This is a genomic window from Acinetobacter sp. NBRC 110496 (assembly GCF_000876115.1).
Taxonomy (GTDB): domain Bacteria; phylum Pseudomonadota; class Gammaproteobacteria; order Pseudomonadales; family Moraxellaceae; genus Acinetobacter.
On record NZ_BBTF01000057.1, the window covers coordinates 1 to 18,798 of the forward strand.

13 protein-coding genes and 4 pseudogenes are annotated in these 18,798 nt (G+C 37.3%); 7 read left to right on the forward strand and 10 right to left on the reverse strand.

Features of this window, described 5'->3' with window-relative positions; all coding sequences use genetic code 11:
- Nucleotides 1–316: pseudogene (locus Aba26S_RS17830) on the reverse strand (IS6-like element IS1006 family transposase); the annotation flags it as partial.
- Nucleotides 317–377: 61 nt separating this feature from the next.
- Here Aba26S_RS17830 and Aba26S_RS17835 point away from each other — a divergent pair.
- A pseudogene (locus tag Aba26S_RS17835) lies at nt 378–833 on the forward strand (recombinase family protein); the annotation flags it as partial.
- Nucleotides 834–1,127: 294 nt separating this feature from the next.
- Here the strand turns inward: Aba26S_RS17835 and Aba26S_RS17840 are convergent.
- Nucleotides 1,128–1,831 (reverse strand): annotated as a pseudogene (locus Aba26S_RS17840) (IS6 family transposase).
- Nucleotides 1,832–1,893: 62 nt separating this feature from the next.
- On the opposite strand from Aba26S_RS17840, the pseudogene Aba26S_RS17845 reads away from it, so the two are divergent.
- Nucleotides 1,894–2,058 (forward strand): annotated as a pseudogene (locus Aba26S_RS17845) (S-(hydroxymethyl)glutathione dehydrogenase); the annotation flags it as partial.
- 86 nt (nt 2,059–2,144) lie between these two features.
- Here the strand turns inward: Aba26S_RS17845 and Aba26S_RS17850 are convergent.
- Both Aba26S_RS17850 and Aba26S_RS17855 read right to left on the reverse strand, forming a co-directional pair.
- Nucleotides 2,145–3,236, reverse strand: coding sequence for an NAD(P)-dependent alcohol dehydrogenase (locus Aba26S_RS17850; RefSeq protein WP_019838318.1), 1,092 nt, complete (start codon nt 3,234–3,236; stop codon nt 2,145–2,147).
- Nucleotides 3,237–3,308: 72 nt separating this feature from the next.
- A complete protein-coding gene (locus Aba26S_RS17855; RefSeq protein ID WP_019838317.1) occupies nt 3,309–4,757 on the reverse strand; it encodes an aldehyde dehydrogenase family protein in 1,449 nt (482 codons plus the stop codon).
- Between the two features lie 168 nt (nt 4,758–4,925).
- Here Aba26S_RS17855 and Aba26S_RS17860 point away from each other — a divergent pair, with 168 nt between their 5' ends.
- The 5 genes from Aba26S_RS17860 to Aba26S_RS17880 all read left to right on the forward strand — a co-directional run bounded on the left by Aba26S_RS17860 (nt 4,926) and on the right by Aba26S_RS17880 (nt 10,914).
- The gene (locus tag Aba26S_RS17860; RefSeq protein WP_019838316.1) at nt 4,926–5,840 is read left to right on the forward strand and encodes a LysR family transcriptional regulator; all 915 of its coding nucleotides are present in this window, start codon (nt 4,926–4,928) and stop codon (nt 5,838–5,840) included.
- Between the two features lie 200 nt (nt 5,841–6,040).
- Nucleotides 6,041–7,330 (forward strand): salicylate 1-monooxygenase, encoded by a 1,290-nt coding sequence (gene salA / locus Aba26S_RS17865; RefSeq protein WP_019838315.1) that lies wholly within the window; start codon nt 6,041–6,043, stop codon nt 7,328–7,330.
- A 99-nt stretch (nt 7,331–7,429) separates the two neighbouring features.
- Nucleotides 7,430–8,350 (forward strand): catechol 1,2-dioxygenase, encoded by a 921-nt coding sequence (gene catA, locus Aba26S_RS17870; protein WP_033917443.1) that lies wholly within the window; start codon nt 7,430–7,432, stop codon nt 8,348–8,350.
- A 268-nt stretch (nt 8,351–8,618) separates the two neighbouring features.
- Nucleotides 8,619–9,971 (forward strand): MFS transporter, encoded by a 1,353-nt coding sequence (locus tag Aba26S_RS17875; protein WP_019838314.1) that lies wholly within the window; start codon nt 8,619–8,621, stop codon nt 9,969–9,971.
- A 52-nt stretch (nt 9,972–10,023) separates the two neighbouring features.
- On the forward strand, nt 10,024–10,914 hold the full coding sequence (locus tag Aba26S_RS17880; protein ID WP_026438256.1) for a LysR family transcriptional regulator: 891 nt from the start codon (nt 10,024–10,026) through the stop codon (nt 10,912–10,914).
- 428 nt (nt 10,915–11,342) lie between these two features.
- Here Aba26S_RS17880 and Aba26S_RS17885 read toward each other — a convergent pair whose 3' ends face one another.
- The 6 genes from Aba26S_RS17885 to Aba26S_RS17910 form a co-directional block, all read right to left on the reverse strand.
- A complete protein-coding gene (locus tag Aba26S_RS17885; RefSeq protein ID WP_005093359.1) occupies nt 11,343–11,816 on the reverse strand; it encodes a DUF6527 family protein in 474 nt (157 codons plus the stop codon).
- Nucleotides 11,810–12,994, reverse strand: coding sequence for a ThiF family adenylyltransferase (locus Aba26S_RS17890; RefSeq protein ID WP_005093361.1), 1,185 nt, complete (start codon nt 12,992–12,994; stop codon nt 11,810–11,812). Before Aba26S_RS17890 ends, Aba26S_RS17885 begins: the two co-directional genes overlap by 7 nt.
- Nucleotides 12,969–13,724, reverse strand: a complete 756-nt coding sequence (locus Aba26S_RS17895; RefSeq protein ID WP_005093363.1) for a multiubiquitin domain-containing protein — start codon at nt 13,722–13,724, stop codon at nt 12,969–12,971. The genes Aba26S_RS17890 and Aba26S_RS17895 overlap by 26 nt, the downstream gene beginning before the upstream one ends.
- 98 nt (nt 13,725–13,822) lie before the next feature.
- On the reverse strand, nt 13,823–17,206 hold the full coding sequence (locus Aba26S_RS17900; RefSeq protein ID WP_033917444.1) for a UvrD-helicase domain-containing protein: 3,384 nt from the start codon (nt 17,204–17,206) through the stop codon (nt 13,823–13,825).
- 1 nt (nt 17,207) lies between these two features.
- Nucleotides 17,208–17,774: a hypothetical protein gene (locus tag Aba26S_RS17905; protein ID WP_033917445.1), complete on the reverse strand. Its 567-nt coding sequence runs from the start codon at nt 17,772–17,774 to the stop codon at nt 17,208–17,210.
- Nucleotides 17,774–18,550, reverse strand: coding sequence for a hypothetical protein (locus Aba26S_RS17910; RefSeq protein ID WP_005093369.1), 777 nt, complete (start codon nt 18,548–18,550; stop codon nt 17,774–17,776). The genes Aba26S_RS17905 and Aba26S_RS17910 overlap by 1 nt, the downstream gene beginning before the upstream one ends.
- Nucleotides 18,551–18,798 lie beyond the last annotated feature (248 nt).

Below are 18,798 nucleotides of genomic sequence, written 5' to 3' on the forward strand. Positions count from 1 at the left end.
GATAAAAATCAATGGTATCGCCACGTTGATCGACTGCACGATACAGATAAGACCATCGTCCATTCACTTTTACATAGGTTTCATCAATATGCCACGAGCTCAGATCTGTAGGATTACGCCAATACCAGCGTAAACGTTTTTCTATTTCAGGAGCATAACGTTGAACCCAACGGTAAATAGTCGTGTGATCAACATTCACACCCCGTTCGGCCAGCATTTCCTGCAGTTCACGATAGCTAATGCCATATTTACAATACCAGCGCACAGCCCAAAGAATGATTTCGCCCTGAAAATGCCGACCATGGAAAGGATTCATATGCTGCACCTTTAGCTAAAACAGTCTTCAGCTTACCATTCGTGGTTATTTGCAACAGTGCCAAAATACCGACCGGCCGAAATTTCAGGAAATGTTGAACTATCTCCGGGAAGGGGACAGGGTTGTTGTACATTCCATGGATCGTTTTGCACGAAGCCTAAAAGATTTGGTTACCGAAGTAGATAAACTGGTTAAAGGAGGGATCGCCATCCAGTTTGTAAAAGAAAATATTACTTTTACGGCCCAATCCACCCCGATGGATAATTTGATGCTGCAACTGATGGGGGCTTTTGCACAGTTTGAACGTGAGATTATTCTGGAGCGACAAAAGGAAGGAATTAAACTCGCCTCTGCTCAAGGGAAGTATAAAGGCCGGGTACACAAATTGAAACCTGATCAGGCCGAAGCTTTACGACAAGCATGGAAGGAAGGGAAGTACTCTTCAAAAATGGCATTAGGCCAAGCATTTGGAATTAGTCGCCAGGCGGTATATCGGTATTTAAAAGCAGGTGAGTAACTCAATTTGAATTGGCGACTATATTTAGTTGAGATTATGAAAGCCTTAGAACGTGATAAATCAATAAAAAATCCTATTAGAAATTGAATGGGATTTTACAAAGTATTATGTTGCTGATTTTTAAAATATAAATAAAATGTATTTTATATAGGCTGCATTGGGCTAATTTTAGGACAGCTTAAATAGAAACTATTTTTCATAAAATATAGAAATAACTTAAAAGAAATTCCTAAAGTTATAACGGCACTGTTGCAAATAGGGATCTGAGTCGATGATGTTCCCTTTAAAAAGTGCTTAGAGACCGAAAACTCTATTCACCAGATACACTTCACCCTGAGGCTGACCATAATAAAATGATGAAGCTTGTCCTTTACGTAGTGCACGCATGACTTCAATACCTTTAATTGTGGCATAAGCCGTTTTCATAGATTTGAATCCTAAGGTGGCCCTGATAATCCGCTTTAGCTTGCCATGATCACATTCGATCACGTTATTTTTGTACTTAACCTGCCTGTGCTCAAGGTCTGGTGGACATTTTCCTTCCCGTTTTAACCGTGATAAAGCACCTCCATATGTGGGTGCTTTATCCGTATTGATCACTTGTGGAATTTGCCACTTCTTCACATTATTTAAAATTTTTCAAGAAAACAATATGCTGATTTGGTATTACGTCTAGAAGAAAGGTAAAAATCAATGGTAAAGCCACGTTGATCGACTGCACGATACAGATAAGACCATCTTCCATTCACTTTTACATAAGTTTCATCAATATGCCATGTGCCGAGATGTGTAGGATTACGCCAATACCAGCGTAAGCGTTTTTCTATTTCAGGAGCATAACGTTGAACCCAACGGTAAATAGTAGTGTGATTAACATTTACACCGGGTTCGGAAAGCATTTCCTGAAGTTCACGATAGCTGATGCCATATTTACAATACCAGCGTACAGCCCAAAGAATGATTTCGCCCTGAAAATGCCGACCATGGAAGGGATTCATACACTGAACCTTTAGCTAAAAAACTATTTAGCTTATCATCAATGGCTATTTGCAACAGTGCCGTGAAAGGTCGTTCACAACTTCCGGACATGGTTGAAGATGCAATGAAGGGGGAAATTCAACTTGAGCCTTTTGTGACCCATACCATGGGCTTGGACAACATTAATGAAGCTTTTGACCTCATGCACGAAGGTAAATCGATTCGTACAGTAATTCATTACGAATAATCATATTGATTAGTACAGTACTTATAAATGAAGTACTGTACTAACAATGAGTTATATTTTTTAGCTTAATTATAACTATAAGTAAGCTATGAGCCAATTATAACTACTGGCTTGATCGTTATGCCAGTTTTTGAATCTTCAAATGCTTGATTAATATCATTAAAATTATAAAATTTTACAAGCTTGTCGAAAGGAAATTTTCCTTCTTTATAATATTCAATGATTTTAGGAATATGTACTTGAGGAGTAGAGTCACCTTGTATCGTACCTACAATCGTTTTACCTTCCATCAAAATATCATTTGTAAAGTTTAAAGTTACATCTCCTCCCATACCGACAATCGAGATTTTTCCTGCTACTCTCAATGAATCTATTCCATTTTTAATGACAACAGGAACACCGGTCGTTTCAATTGCATAATGAACACCGCCATCTGTAATTTTTTTCACTTCTTCTACTACATTTAAACTTTGACTATTTAGAGCATGAGTAGCTCCAAGTTCTTTCGCTAACTCAAGACGATTTTCATGTATATCAATAACGATAATATTTTTTAGCCCTAAAAGATTAGCGGCCATCACTGCACTTAATCCAACTGCACCTGCTCCATAAATGGCAATAGAGCTTCCAGGTTCGGGTTTCAAGCTGTTCATCACCGTACCACTACCAGTTTGAATACCACATCCTAAAGGACCTAGTAATCTCAGATCTACATCATGATCCACTTTGACTATATTATTTATATTTGCTACAGCATAGGTGGCAAAAGACGACTGTCCAAAAAAGGTAGAGTAATTTTGACCATCCTTATGCAGTCGATAGGTTTGATCTTGTAGTTTTCCACCAAAATTAAGTTCAACAGTACGTATACATAAATTGTGGTGCCCTGTAAGACACTGGGAGCAAGAGTTACAGTATGAATAAGATAGGACGATATGATCACCCACTTTTAAATGAGTAACGTTTGAACCAACTCTTTCAATAATTCCTGAGCCTTCGTGTCCTAATACTGCTGGGAAAGGAGTTCCATTTCCTTTTATTGATTCTGCATCAGTATGACAAATACCAGATGCAACTATTTTTATTAGAACTTCATCTTCTTTAGGTTCTTCAATTTCGATTTCTTCAATAACTAATGGATAATTTTTTTCTTTCGCAAGTGCAGCTTTGATTTTCATACATTTTTCCTTAAATGTAAGTGTTATCTAGCTTTTCGCTAGATAACCTATAAATTAATATGGTCTAGATCTTCATTTAATAAGTCGAATAGAGTGGGGTTCTAGATATGATTTCAATGTTTCATTGATGTCTAATTCACGACCAATACCACTTTGCTTGATTCCACCAAATGGCATGCCGAGTTGTAAAGAGTCAAAACTATGACTATTAATAAATGTACTACCCGCCTCTATCTTTTGTGCAATATCATAGGCAAGCTCAATATTGTCAGACCAAACAGATGAACATAGACCTTGCTCATTATCATTTGCATATTCAATCGCTTGTTCTACAGTTTCATAACCGATCAGTGGAATAATGGGTCCGAATTGTTCCTGCTGAACAATCTCTAATGAGTTATCTAGGGTTTTCACGACGTGCGGTAGAACGTAGTATCCATTGTCCCATTGTTCTGGATTCAGTTTTTGACCTAACTCACGTACTTCACATTGATCCGAGGCTTTAGCATTTTCAATAAATTTCTGTACGATAGCCCACTGCTTTTTATTGTTGAGTGGGCCAAAATTGGCAGCTGAATTTAAGCCATGGCCAACTTTATATTTATCCACTTCTTCACAGAAAAGATCGAAATATTGATCAAGCTTATCTTTCGGCACATATATACGTTTAACTGCAAAACAAATTTGCCCACTACGTGTAAATACACCCTTTAATAATTTTGGTAGGATAGATTGGAAATCGATATCTTCTAAAATAATTGCCGCATCATTTCCACCTAATTCTAAAGTGACATCTTTAATTGTTTGCGCTGCACTTGCCATTACGGCTGCACCGGTGGCTGTGCCACCAGTAAATGCAACTTTACGAACTAGAGGGTGACTCGTTAAAATATTTCCTACATCTGCATCGCCATGTACGACGTTAATCACGCCTTTTGGAAATACGGCTGCTATTTTGGCAAGCAATTGAGTTAAAGCCAATGCTGAGAATGGAGAAGGCTTCAATACCACAGTATTACCTGCAAGTAATAAAGGACCTAACTTCATCATTGTTAATACAATAGGCATATTCCAAGGCACAATTGCAGAGATGACACCCTTAGGTCTTTTATGAATTCGTATCCAGCCTGTTTCTTCTGAAATTTCTTTAGGTATCAAAAGATCATCTGGAGCCTGAGCATACATACTCATTACGCCTGAACCCAAATAAAAATCAGTTTCTGCTTCCCAAAGCATGCCACCATGTTCAGAAATAAGCAGTTCTTTTAGTTCATCTTTTTTTTGAAAAATGAGATCGGCAGCCTGTTTTAAACAGTTTTGACGTTCAGCAATACTACTGTCTTTCCAGCTAAGAAAAGCTTGATGTGCAATATTAATAGCATTTTCGACATCATTTAAACTGGTATTACTAATAGAACCAATTTGATGGGTAAAATTCCCTGGATCATATACAGGCTGAGTCTGGGTGGCAATGGGTAAAAAATCGCCATTTATAAATCCTGAAATGTGAACTAGTGACATGTATTTCTCCTTGAAAGCACCCAGATTCATTCTGTAGTGTAAGAATAGATTCTCAGTATTTGAAAATTCAAAATAATGCATCCTTTATTTTGAATTTAGATAATATGAACTATATTTAAGAAGAAAAAATAGGCTAAAATGAGAGTATAAGTTTCATAAAATGAAAGAATGAAAATTAGAGATAAAGTGAATGATCTAGAATTTTTTTTAAAAATTGTAGAGGCAGGTTCACTTACACGTGCTGCAGTCTTGTTGGAAAGCTCATTGCCATCAATGAGCCGTCGTCTATCTCAAATCGAACAGAGATTCGGCGTTAAGTTAATTGATCGAAATTCTCGACGTTTCAAGTTAACTGAAAAAGGGGAATATTTTTTAGAAAATACCCAGCATATTTTGTCCTTACTTGAAAAAATGGAAAATAACTTACAAGGTGAACAGGACTTTTTGACTGGACGATTACGAATTGGTTCACTCAATCAATTCGGGAAACAGCATTTAGCTGGTTGGATTGCAGAGTTTGCAAAACAATATCCTCATTTAAACATTGAATTATTATTGTCTGATTCAAAAGTAGATTTAATGGAACAGGAACTCGATTTCTCCTTTCAGATTGAAGTCCCTCTAGAGATTGATTACTGTTCTGTCCCGCTTATACAAGGTAAAAAAATTTATTGCGCATCTCCTGAATATTTTAAAAAGTTTGGAATACCCGATAATCCGTATAGTTTGGCGGATCATCACTGTCTCTGTTTGATCAGAAATCGGCATACATTTAGTGAGTGGCCGTTTATGGAGAATGGTAAAAATACAATAGTAAAAGTCTCACCTCAATTGTCTAGTAGTAGTAGTGAAATAGTTCATCAATGGGTATTAGCAGGCCAGGGCATTGCTTATAAATTGAATTGGGACATTCAAGCTGATTTATCATCAGGAAAAATAGTTGAATGTTTGACAGAGTTTAATCCACTGCATAGAAACTTATATATGGTTTATCGAGAAAATAATTCTACACAGCTAAAATACAAGTATTTCATTGATTTTATTAAAAATAAATTTTTAATATTAAGAAATAGTGTTTTGTGAAATTGATTAATCCAAAATTCTGATTCAGTTAAATCACCATCCTTATGAATCAGATATTTAATATCTTTTAATTAGATCATGTCCTTATAAATAATAAGTATCAAAAATTTAGATAGTTCAAGTTAAAAAATATAAATTGGATAAATTCTGAAAAATCGCTAATGATGGAAATCTAAGCAGTTTAGTAAGGAATGCTAAAAATGGACAAAAAGATTAAAGTTGCGGTGATTGGTGGTGGGATTGCAGGATTAGCACTTACTACACAATTGGTGAAAAATCAAAATTTAGATGTGCATCTTTATGAAGCAGCCCCGCAATTTTCTGAAATTGGTGCAGGAATTTCTTTTGGTGCAAATGCTGTAAAAGCAATTCACTTATTAGGCTTGGCGAACGAATATGAAAGTATCGCAGACAAAGTAAAAGCCCCTTTTACCGATATCTGGTTTCAATGGCGTAATGGTTATACCGATGAATACTTATCAGCTTCTATAGCTCCGAATGTGGGGCAATCTTCTGTACATCGCGCAGATTTTTTGGATACGCTGATTCCTTTGGTTCCGCATAAAAATGTGCATTTTAACAAACGAGTACAAGAAATTAAGGCTACAGATCATCAGGTTTCGATTCAATTTATAGATGGTCAGCGTGTTGAATGTGATTATCTGATTGGATGTGATGGTATCCATTCTGTAGTTCGTAACCATGTACTTGATTCTCACCAGCTGAAACGTGTAAGTCCGGAATTTTCTGGAACTTGGGCTTATCGTGGAATCATTAAATTTGAGGACTTTAAACAAGCCATTAAAGAGCTTGGTAATGATCCAGAACTAGCTGAAGTGCCTCAAATGTTGTTAGGTAAAGATAAACATATTTTAACCTTCCCAATTCGTCAGGGCGAAGAAATTAATATTGTTGCCTTTAAATCAGACCGTACCCAAACGACATTACCTGAAAATACGCCTTGGACTAAATCCGTTTCTAAACAAGAAATGTTAGATGACTTTGCGGATTGGAGTGAGAGTTGTCAGGCATTATTGAATCTGATTGAACAGCCGACGATTTGGGCATTACATGAAACACCACCTTTAACCACCTATAAAAATAAAACCCAAAATGTCATTGTGATTGGTGATGCAGCACATGCCATGTTACCGCATCAGGGTGCCGGCGCAGGGCAGGGCTTGGAAGACGCACTGATCTTGGCTAACTTATTGGCCAATCCACAGCTCACAGCAGAAAATATTAAATTGGTATCAAAAATTTATGAAGATATCCGTTTAGATCGCGCAGTTAAAGTTCAACATACCTCCCATGAGTCGGGGGAAATTTATGAACTTTATTCACCCGATTATCCAAGCTTTGAAGAAGTAGGCGCACATTTAGCACATCGATTTGATTGGTTATGGCAACACTCGCTTGAAAAGGATATTGAAGATGCTAACACAGCATTACAGCTGGACATTCAGCAGCATTTAAAACTGGTAGGTTGAAATTAGAAGTCAAATCGAAAAAGCAAAGGACGCTAAGTTTCTCACATGATGAGAGAAGCATGATTCACCAACAAATAAACATACTTAAGGAGCAATAGTATGAACCGTCAGGAAATTGACACTTTAGTTAAAAAAATGAATGTGGACACTGCAATAGGTCCAGTGGATGATCGCGTTCAACAAGTTGTGGTACGTTTAGTATCTGATCTATTCCAGGCGATTGAAGATCTTGACCTGACCCAGAGTGAAGTATGGAAAGGTCTTGAATATCTTACCGATGCTGGACAAGCTAATGAATTAGGATTATTGGCTGCAGGTCTTGGTCTTGAACATTTTCTAGACTTACGTGCGGATGAAGCTGATATTAAAGCAGGTATTACGAAAGGAACACCACGTACCATTGAAGGACCACTGTATGTCGCTGGTGCACCAGAATCTGTCGGCTTCGCTCGCATGGATGATGGTTCAGAATCTGATAAGGTCGACTTACTTTTTATTGAAGGTACTGTAACCGATACAGATGGTAATATTATTGAAGGTGCCAAAGTGGAAGTCTGGCATGCCAATAGCTTGGGTAACTACTCCTTTTTCGATAAATCACAATCTGATTTTAATCTTCGTCGTACTATTTTTACCGATCAAGATGGTCATTATACTGCTCAAACGACTATGCCGGTCGGTTATGGCTGTCCTCCCGAGGGTACTACACAGGCTTTACTCAACAAATTAGGCCGTCACGGTAATCGTCCTTCTCATGTTCATTACTTTGTTTCAGCACCAGGTTACCGAAAGCTCACGACTCAGTTCAATATTGAGGGTGATAAGTACTTATGGGATGACTTCGCGTTTGCAACACGTGAAGGTCTAGTGGCAACCGCGGTGGATGTAACTAATAAAGCTGAAATAGAACGCCGGAATGTAGATAAACCATTTAAACATATTCAATTTAATGTTGAGTTGGTGAAAGAACATGAATGTACTCCATCTTCTGATGTTGAACGTCGACGGGCTAGCGCATAATTTTTTAGGATGGATAGGTTGATCCTCTCCATCCTATAGACGTTTTACAAACTTCATGTAAAGACAAACTTAGAATTAATCCGAATTAGCATAAAAGATTTGTTAATCGTAACAATATACCGATAAGGAAATTATGGATCTGCGAAAGTACAGAAAATAAATACAGTGAGCATAGATATCTACTCGTTCTCACTTCAGTTATTACGTAGTGAATTATTAAAGTCTGTCAAATAAAATATTGCAATCTATATGACCAGGGAGGTCTGTAATGCAAAGTATTAATGCAAATGAAGTCATGGATCATGCTCCATTAAAAGCAATTCATTGGCGAGTGATTTTACTGAGCGCACTCATCATTATCTTCGATGGATATGATTTGGTTATTTATGGTGTGGCGCTGCCAAAGCTCATGGTGGAATGGCAAATTGATTCCATTACTGCAGGATTCCTGGGTAGTATCGCCTTATTTGGAATGATGTTTGGTGCGATAATTTTTGGTAGTCTGAGCGATAAATTAGAAGCTTACGGATTTAGCCGAAAAAAATTAATTATCTTATGTGTTTGTTTATTTAGTAGTTTCACACTTTTATGTGGCTATGCTTCGAATCCGCAAAGTTTTGGAATTTTCCGCTTTATTGCTGGCCTTGGTTTAGGTGGAGTAATGCCCAATGTTATTGCACTTATGACTGAATATGCCCCTAAAAAATTACGTGCTACGTTAGTCTCTTTAATGTTTAGTGGCTATGCAGTAGGAGGCATGTGTTCTGCCTTGTTAGGTATGTGGCTGGTTCCACAATATGGTTGGAAAATCATGTTTATTTTAGGAGGATTACCACTTCTATTATTACCTATGATTTGGTTACTACTCCCTGAATCGATTGATTATTTGGTACGCCGCAAAAAAACTGAACAAGCAATTCATATTCTCAAGCAAATTGACAGTAATATTACTTATACTACCCAAACGAGCATTAGCCTGCATCAAGCTAATCAAACTTCCTCTAAAACCCCAGTAAAAGATCTATTTACAGAAAATCGTGGTCCAATCACTCTTTTATTCTGGGGAAGTGTATTTATGGCCTTAGTTTTGGTATACGCCTTAGGAAACTGGTTGCCAAAACTGATGGTTGAAGCAGGTTATGATTTATCGACGAGCTTGTTTTTCCTTTTTGCTCTAAATATTGGGGGGATGTTAGGTGCAATTGGTGGTGGTTATTTCGCTGACCGTTTTAATCTAGCCAAAGTGTTATGTACACTCTTTATGAGTGGCGCTATTGCCTTATTTCTCCTCAGTTACAGTCTACCGACTTTTGTTCTTTATATTTGTATTGCAATTGCGGGAGCGGCTTCAATTGGTGGACAAATTTTATTACTGGCTTATATGTCTCAATTTTATTCATCTAATATACGTGCAACGGGTTTAGGCATGGCCTTAGGAATTGGACGTTTAGGAGCTATCCTAGGGCCAATTTTATGTGGCTGGTTACTGAGTTTAAGTTTACCGATCAAATATAATTTTATTGCTCTTGCAATTCCTTGTATCATTGCTGTTATCAGTGTATCGATGATCCACTTCCGCTTAAAGAAAACAAGATTGAAACGCACTGTAGTACAAGTCTAAAAGTGAATCAGGGAGGGGAATCCTCCCTAATATCATCGAGATATTCAAATTGATTGATCTAAGCCTTATTAAAGTTTTTATTATTGTTTATGAGACTAAAAATATCAGTCATGCTGCTGAGCGATTGAATTTAAGTCAGCCCTCTGTGACCTATAATCTAAATCGTTTACGTAAATTTCTAAATGATCCTTTATTTGAACGTGATAAGTTTGGAGTTAAGCCAACTAAACTAGCACAAAGCTTATATCCTAGCTTTAGCAAATCAATAGAAGAAATTGAAGTAGCAATTACTGCCTCTCAAAATTTCAATCCTAAAACTTCCACTCGAATATTTCGACTGGGTTTATCGGATTTGGGAGAAATATGTTTGCTACCATCTTTAATTCAGTATCTTTCAAAAGAAGCACCTTTTATTAAGATTGAAATCGAAGAAATCAGATCAAGTAAAGTTGAAGAATGGCTTGTTGATGGTTCTTTAGATGTTGCCGTGTTTAATAGTAGCTATACCGTTATGCCTAGAATTGAATCACGTAATGTATTTGAAGAGCGGTATATGTGTATAGCGCATAAACAACATCCCCGTATACAACAGCAGCCCAGTTTAAAACAATATTTACGGGAGAAACATGCTGCTATTAAATCTTCTACAGGGCATATTGAAATTGATCAAAGACTGAAAGAGTTAGGTTTAAAAAGAGAAATTATGCTAGAGCTACCACATTTTAGTGTCTTACAAGATGTAGTGAGCAGTTCTGAATTGTTGGTTACTTTACCCTCACGTGCTGCAAAAGTGTATGAACGAAACAGTGAGGTAAATGTTTTTGAATTACCCTTTGCCGTAAAACCCTTTAACGTCAGTGTTAATTGGTATAACCATCGAGATGATTTAGAAGCTCGAACTTGGTTTATCCAAACTTTACAAAATATTTTTAAGCTTCTTTAAACTCAAATATTGAATTATATAGGATAGTAGTCTTATATATTCTGAAAGAAATACTCGATAACCAAATACCTCTTTGAGGTTATTATTTGTTATGTGTTTCTTACTATAAATATATAAATTAATCTTAATAATTCAGCAAGACTATGATAAATAAAAGTCTTGCTGAAAATTATTTTTTAATTTCTAACCCAATTCATTTCTAATATTATTTGCAACAGTGCCTGAAGGACACATAAGTTGTCATAAAAAAGACAATTCGAGTAGAAGTGGGCTTTTCATAAAGTATTATGCTATTGATCTTAAAAGATTTGCATAGAGTATATTATGTTAGTTTTAGTTAGCTAATATTCTCCCTGCTTTAAACAGGGAAAATATGAAAAACTATACTTCGGATTTGTCTGACTCATGGAGAGATTATCCCTATTTCACTAATCAATTTTATTAATTAATTTTCGTGACCATCTACGCAAACTATCCCAAATACCTTTATTCTCAGGCGGTTTTCTAAAGGTAGCTTCTTTTTCATTATTATTTACTTCACTCTCTGGTTGAGCCATAGATTGATAATAATGAGTCTTAGCTAATTTATCCCTCTTTCTTTCTGCTGTGATTCGATCTTCGCTCCAACTACCAGCTTCAATTACTACATTTTGTTTAATAATGTAGTGTGAACGACATGCAGAATTCCAATTCCCAACAGATGGCGTCAGTGAAACACTTTCGCCATCAAAAATCATTTTCCAGTCGGTTGGTGATAATGGAGTAACAACCCGTTCTCCACAGCCGCAACAGCAGCTATGCACTGCTGTTGCATATTCCATTGAGATATATAAAACGCCTGTATCGATTTCACGTGGGATATTACGGATAAAATGGTTTGTTAGCTTTTTAATTTTCAGCATGTCAGATCCCCATTCAGTAACATATTTCCATCCGTAGTGTAGGTAGAGTGATGTTCATTCTCCAAATCTCTATAAAAGCCTCTCAATTTTTTCCATTTAATTACAGCTAAAGCCGCATTTAATGAGTTTAAATCAGCGACTTGTATATTAGATGCATAAAGATCATTCTCACCAACACTAGCAAATGAAATACGTCCTGAATGGATATGTTCGCGTTTATCAGGAGTACTACTTGTCACTCTCAAAATGCCACCAAGACTACCATTTACGAACTCTATTCCCATTCCAACATCAATAAAAGGTATATCAAGTAACTCCAATTTCTGAATGATCGCTTTCTTATCTTCACCAGCATCAATACAAATAAACGCAAACGAAGTTCCATTTAATAATTCAAGATTGGTAGAGTTCAAGCTAACTGGATTCGCAACAATATTACGATGCATTCGGTCGTAAATATTTTTGAAATAATTGACCTTCAGTGGCGCATTTCGCAGCTCATGTAATAAGGGAGCACCAGGAGCACGAAAAGCGTTATGCTGTAAAAACTCATCCGCATCAAACAGACGTATCTCATGTGCGGGAGTTTTGCAAACTAAATCAATAATATAACTTCCAGTCCCCCCAGTTCCAATTATTGAAACAACCTCGCTTTCTAGCTTTTCTGAAAGTTTGCCTATCCCGGCACGATCAGAAGCTGTATCAATATAATTAAAAATGCTTTCAATTTCAGTTTCATCAGGAGCACGAAATATCTTTGGACTCATACCTGGCTGTAATACCGCTGCTGGACCAGACAAAATCGTCGCGTAGGTAGACATTTTAGCAAAGTAATCTGGGTATCCTTCTGGACCTGGTTTACTTGAAAAGCTATGTTCAGCAGTAATACCATGACCAAAATCCATGTGCTGAGTTACATGGCGAATTTCATCTATAGGCATTCCATTAGCTTTACAAGGATATTCCCCATCCCAATGCATGACATGACACCCAGGTTTACGTGTATTATCACCGGCAAGATCCAATGATGTTACAAGGGTACCTTTGCGAACGCATTTTTGTGCATTTACATAAGGTACCTCTTTCATAACAAGGAAGCCGGCAATAATTTGCACATGATAGCCAGCTTCACGAAGCTGGCGTAAATCATCATTAAGATTGAATAGTTTTTGTGACATTGAAAATCGTCCCCTGATGTTTAACTTCAATAACCCCACCCTCCGCAAGCTCACCAGCATTTGGTCTAGATGCTGCATGACGATAAGTCATAGAGTAGATAATATTTGATCCGATTGGGTCATTAGGAAATGCCAGTTGGACAACCTGTTCAAATGTGACTTGCTTATTAGGTACTGATTCATCAAGAGAATTAATAGTGATGGTGTAACCCTGAACTGGTCGTTTAGCTGTAATAAAATGCTCTATACCAGGAGCTGTAAGATCCAGCAATTCATCAGGTTCAATAAGGCGATCAGTACCACCTCGCACCTCCAAAAATACGGCTTGATCTGGACTAATACCTGACAATACATACAAGTTGTTGGCCTCAATAGCTGACCTGCCCCATTTAAGCTGACGACCATCAAGTGTTAGTTTGAATTCCCGATCCGTACGAAAAGCAATAAACCGTTCAACTTCTCGCCCACGCAAGTCAAAAGTTTCATTTAATCGAATATCTTCAAATTCACCAGATGGTAATATCGCATAAAGAGTTACCTCATCCCGATCATCAAGCCCTACTACAGATAATATCTGCCGCCCTGTAGGCACTGGATCAGAAACAAAAGCCTGTTGGAAATTCACATTGTCTATTCCAACACTAATGCGATATCCATTTGCAGCTTTTAACGGACGGTTCTCACGAACCGCTTCGCCAACATCATCAAAATCATCCTGAATAGGATTCATATAAACACCTCTTAAAGTTTTGACCAGAAGGAATTTTCTGGCTACATCTCTTTAATCGGACCGACAAAGCATCGTCGGTAATTTTTTTATAATTTATTTTAAAAATTTTTCTTTATGATACCGGTCGGGACTCTACCGCAAATAAATAGCGCAGGACAATTAGGGCAGCTAAATGCTGAATCTGCTATTTTAAAATCACCACCACGGATACGAATGAAAATTTCTCGTAATTTGTCTTCAAAATTGTTTAGGGCTTTTGGTTTAAAGTCGAGAGGGTAAACCTTATTATCGGCTAAATAGACCAATTCTGCAGATGAATCAGGAAAAGTACTCTTTGCAGCAAGGGAAAATGCTGCATATTTTATATTTTTTGGGTCTGAACTAGGTGCATGACCAGTAAAGATACAGCGTAACGTACGCACATCATCTCGTAGCAGCATTTCATCAACATGAATTGTTATCTTTACACCTGCAACATTCAAAACTAATTTATCAAAAACTTCAACAATTGCTCCATTTCTGGACTGGATAAAAAAATTGAGCATCATCTCAGCGATATTACGATAATCACTTACGTATCCATGCTCATGTAAACCAAACTTTTCAAAAGTAGCCTCCAACATAGGTTTCCAATTTATTGAAGGATCATTATCTAAGCCAATTAATGCTTGAAATACATCGCGTACTGCTTCATGCATTTGCATGAATGCAGTTTCTTGTCTACGACCACCAATGCATAAAAGATGAGTATATAGAAACCGTCTAGGGCACCTATCATATAAATCTAAAGCATTAGCACTGAAACTTACATCTCCCTGAAATTCCACTACTAATGGGATACTTTCCGGCGCTATTGGTAATTGTAATACTGGGAGAGTTTTTATGTGCGAAACAGGGCCAATCCTTTCCAAAAAACCAGAAAGTGGACGTTGGATTTTTTTCTGACCTTTAGTCCTTGCACCATAAAAAAATAGTCTTTCTCGTGCACGTGACATTGCTACGTAAAAAAGACATTCTTGCTCATTGTCGTGAGCTTCTCTGGCTACATCATTAGATGAACCTTTACCACCAGCAACCATACCCTCAGGTGGTGGACATTTTGTCCGTCTATATGAGCCAGGTAGTGTATCTTTATTAACCCCACTTAAATGAACAACAGGAAACTCAAGACCTTTTGAACTATGAATCGTCATCAATTTGACTGCATCAATATTTTGGGCCGCTGTCGGAAGCTGACTGAGATCACGATCATCGTTAAGCTTAAGTAAACGACGTATTCGCATTATCATTTTTACTATGGGAAAGGCACTACCTTTAAGTTGTTGCCGAGCAAAATTCATAAACTGCCAAATAGCAATTCCTTCAGCTTTCCCTCCAACAGACTCTGATGTTGCAATTTCAGCTATCATTCGTGTGCGATCGAAAAGCACAGTCGCTAAAACATTCCAAGGGTGTGAGTGATTACTAAAACCCTGTAGTACATTTTTTAATTTTTCAAGTGAAGATAATCCCTCTGGGGATAAAGCTAACAATGATATGTCGCAGTCACAAAGTTCTCTTTCGCTTGTGCGTAGATGCTCTAGAATTTGAGTGACATCTTCCATTGGCATCTTAAATTCTGTACAACATGCAATACGAATCAATCCGGAAGCGCGTTTATCTGTCAAAATAGAGACCAATGCTATAAGGTCTTTAATTTCTGGTCGCTCAAATAAGCTACCCAGAAATAATACCGGAATTCCCAATCGTTCCAGATCCCGCCCTAATTCTGAGAGCTTGTCATTTCCCCGACACAAAACTGCTTGATCTCGATACTTAAAACCAAGATCACACATTTTATTAATTGATTCAGCTAAAGCGGAACTTACCAGGTCACCACTTTCTACTGTTCGTATTTCCGGAAGAAAACCTGATGCAGGGCGATTTGCAGTAAGAGCACTGTGTGTACCGCCTGTTTTCATATCTGATGCAAAGCTTGAAAATGATGTCACGATCTCTGAAGCAGAGCGGTAATTAATTTTCAGTGATTGACCTACACTCCCGGGAAAATCATCCACGCAAAAACGCGATATATTAAATGACGAGGCTCCACGAAACCGATAAATTGACTGCTTTGCATCACCAACGACCCAAAGATTATCACCATATGGTTTGAGAGCCTTTAATAACCTGATACTGCTCCTATTAACATCCTGATATTCATCCACCAATACATGCAGATAATCATGCTGCAACTGTTGACGTAACTCTGCATTAGCCTCCAGCAGTTGTACTGGTAGCATCACTAAATCACCAAAATCTAAACAATTTTCTTGTTTCTTTATCTTTTCATAAGCTTCGTATACTACAGCAACTTCTAATGCTCGTTCAGCAGTTTCACGTTCTTCTGCACTACTGGCCTTTGCTAGCATATTCTCTGCAAGAATTCGGTACTGTAATGCATCTATCACCTCATCCTTTGCCCGGGAAATAGCATTCAAAATATCGACAATATTTTGAGAAGGATCGTACAAATCACGATAATGATTTAAATTAAGACGTAAGAACTCCTCTTCCAGAAGTTCTACAGCCTCTGAACGATCCATTAAGCGGGGTTCCGCTGGTAAATCACATAAATCATGAAATCGACGAAGCAGATCAAGGCCAAACCCATGAAAAGTCCCTATCCAAAGAGCCGCTGCCTCATGGGGCTGCTTTCGTGCGATACGTTCTGATATTTCCGCAGCTGCTTTATTCGAGAAGGTTAATAACAATATCCGTCGAGGATCAACCTCTTCATTCAGCAAACTTTCAACTCTTGCTATGAGAGTTCGAGTCTTACCTGTACCTGGACCAGCCTGAAGTAAAAAAGCAGAACCTCTATGATTTACTGCATCATTCTGCTTTTCATTGAGAGGCATCTCTGGATCAATTTCTTGTGGTTTATTTTCAACCATAGGCAACAGCATTGCATCAAGCATTTGCTGTGCAACAACCTCAAAAGGTGCTCCGAGCTTACTAGCGATATCACTACAAGTCATATGGCATTCAAGATGCATTTTTTTAACAACTGAACGCGGAAGCAAGAATTCTCGGGCGAAAAGATCCATCTGAACTTCACGTCGTTGTCGATGGTTATAATCCACAACGCGACTTATTCCTGATAGTTCAGATTCTGCTGTACGGCTAGGGTCAATACTAATAACATATTCATCTTGTGTATCATCTCCTAGCTCAACATGACCAATTTCATGCGCTACAAGAAATGCCTGTTCAAAAGATGAACCAAAATCCTCATGTGTAATTAATCTATATGTGCTATCAAAGAACGCCCGTGCGCCATTTAATTCATCGGAACATTGTAAACACTTCTCTACGTCAATATCTCGAAACGCAGCTTCAGCAACAGCAAAAGCATAAGAGTTCCAAGGATCTAGCCCTCTGCCTACAGCCTCATGATGTAGTTTGTCAGCGCGCTGGCGAGCGATCTCGATAGCATCCATATCATTCGTCTCTATTTATTATCTCTTGAATTCGTTCTTCTGGAATAAGTGCATCATGAAGAATCTTTTCGAAAGATACCTTGCTTGGCGCAGTTGGTTTTACATTAGATTTATAACTTCGGCTATGTTGTGCTTGTGGTGGTAGTGCAAGAAAGGCCTTCAACTGAGCAGTCGTTACCTGTAGAACTATCGCAAGCCTATTAATAAAATGTAATGGAACAGATGACAGTTCAACTCTTCTTACTCCAAAAGCCATTAAAACTTGTTTGGGAAGATTTAATAACTTTGCTGCATTTGAGAAACGCTGTGGAGGTATATCTATTTGTTCCGATTGCTGGGTAAGCCCCCTACGAAATCGATCCAAAGCAGACTCAATACTTATTTCATCATCTGGGGTAAGTGGTACACAGTCATCAATTTCACGAGACAGCTCGAGTGACAGATCGACTAATTCATTAGAATATTCAGGAAACTCTATGAGATACTTTAGTAAGATATCTTTACTAGAATCAAATTCTACTGAGAAGTCTCTCAGTACATCCTCACGAGAAATATTTTGATCTCTCATTAAAATTTCTCCTTATTTTCTAGTTGTTTACGCAATATTGCAAGCGCAAAATCACGGTGCGTGCGAATAGTTTTATCTGACTTCTTCAACGTTTTAGTGATTGTCATTTCATTGGGATCTTTCGAAATAATGGGTATATCGTGACACCACATTACGACAATACGTTGCTGAAGTGGTGATAAAACATTAATCGCCTCATGTAGACTTCGTCGGTAATATTCTTTGTCAAGTTCATTTGCATCAAAAGGATCATAGGGTTCTAACGCATTTTCAACCTCTGGTAAGATATTTTCATCTTCACCATATAATCCTTGAGTGAGATTATCTTTATTTTGAATTTTATTTTGTGCATCAACTCGGTCTTTAGCTAATGCGCTGTTAAAGTTGACTTCAAAATAATCAAGACGCTCCTCATAACTATCCTGATCCACTAATAGTAAATCGATAAAATCATCACGAACTTTATCGCGGATTTCCATATTACTTAAGGAAGAAGTTCTTCCATCTAGGCTATGAGGTTTAGGAAGATTACGATGTATTCTTTCTAAGAGAGCTAGGAGTAACTTTTCACGAAGCCAAGAATTATCAGTATTTCGAATAAAATAGAGCAATGTTTCACTTGATATAAAACCCTCAATTGATTTTGGCCAAATAATACTTCTGGCAACAATCTCCTCATGACTGATTTTTTCTAGTTCATCAATCTCACATTCAACAATACTACGCCGAGTGTATAAAACACCTTCCCTATTAACCTTTCTTAGAGGTCTAGCCATAAAGCACCCTAACAACCTTAAATCGATAATTTTTTAACAATTATTAGTAATTAATCTTAAAGAACCAAAATATCTTATATAACAATAATATCAGTTAAAAAATTTAAGAGTTGGTAAATCCATAATCAATTCATGTTATTAAATTTCTATTGTTTAAAAACTTTAAAATTCCACTACTTTTCTACATCTATTATCAAAAAAATACCTGTTGTACTCAAGCTTGAAACTACAATATTACTAATTAGAGA

Bases quoted from the DNA above. Each gene is read 5' to 3' on its own strand.
- Aba26S_RS17885 (WP_005093359.1), bottom strand. From the start codon at position 11,816: ATGCTGAAAATTAAAAAGCTAACAAACCATTTTATCCGTAATATCCCA.
- Aba26S_RS17860 (WP_019838316.1), top strand. From the start codon at position 4,926: ATGAAAATTAGAGATAAAGTGAATGATCTAGAATTTTTTTTAAAAATT.
- Aba26S_RS17890 (WP_005093361.1), bottom strand. From the start codon at position 12,994: ATGTCACAAAAACTATTCAATCTTAATGATGATTTACGCCAGCTTCGT.
- Aba26S_RS17905 (WP_033917445.1), bottom strand. From the start codon at position 17,774: ATGAGAGATCAAAATATTTCTCGTGAGGATGTACTGAGAGACTTCTCA.
- Aba26S_RS17855 (WP_019838317.1), bottom strand. From the start codon at position 4,757: ATGTCACTAGTTCACATTTCAGGATTTATAAATGGCGATTTTTTACCC.
- Aba26S_RS17895 (WP_005093363.1), bottom strand. From the start codon at position 13,724: ATGAATCCTATTCAGGATGATTTTGATGATGTTGGCGAAGCGGTTCGT.
- Aba26S_RS17910 (WP_005093369.1), bottom strand. From the start codon at position 18,550: ATGGCTAGACCTCTAAGAAAGGTTAATAGGGAAGGTGTTTTATACACT.
- catA (WP_033917443.1), top strand. From the start codon at position 7,430: ATGAACCGTCAGGAAATTGACACTTTAGTTAAAAAAATGAATGTGGAC.
- Aba26S_RS17850 (WP_019838318.1), bottom strand. From the start codon at position 3,236: ATGAAAATCAAAGCTGCACTTGCGAAAGAAAAAAATTATCCATTAGTT.
- Aba26S_RS17900 (WP_033917444.1), bottom strand. From the start codon at position 17,206: ATGGATGCTATCGAGATCGCTCGCCAGCGCGCTGACAAACTACATCAT.
- Aba26S_RS17875 (WP_019838314.1), top strand. From the start codon at position 8,619: ATGCAAAGTATTAATGCAAATGAAGTCATGGATCATGCTCCATTAAAA.
- salA (WP_019838315.1), top strand. From the start codon at position 6,041: ATGGACAAAAAGATTAAAGTTGCGGTGATTGGTGGTGGGATTGCAGGA.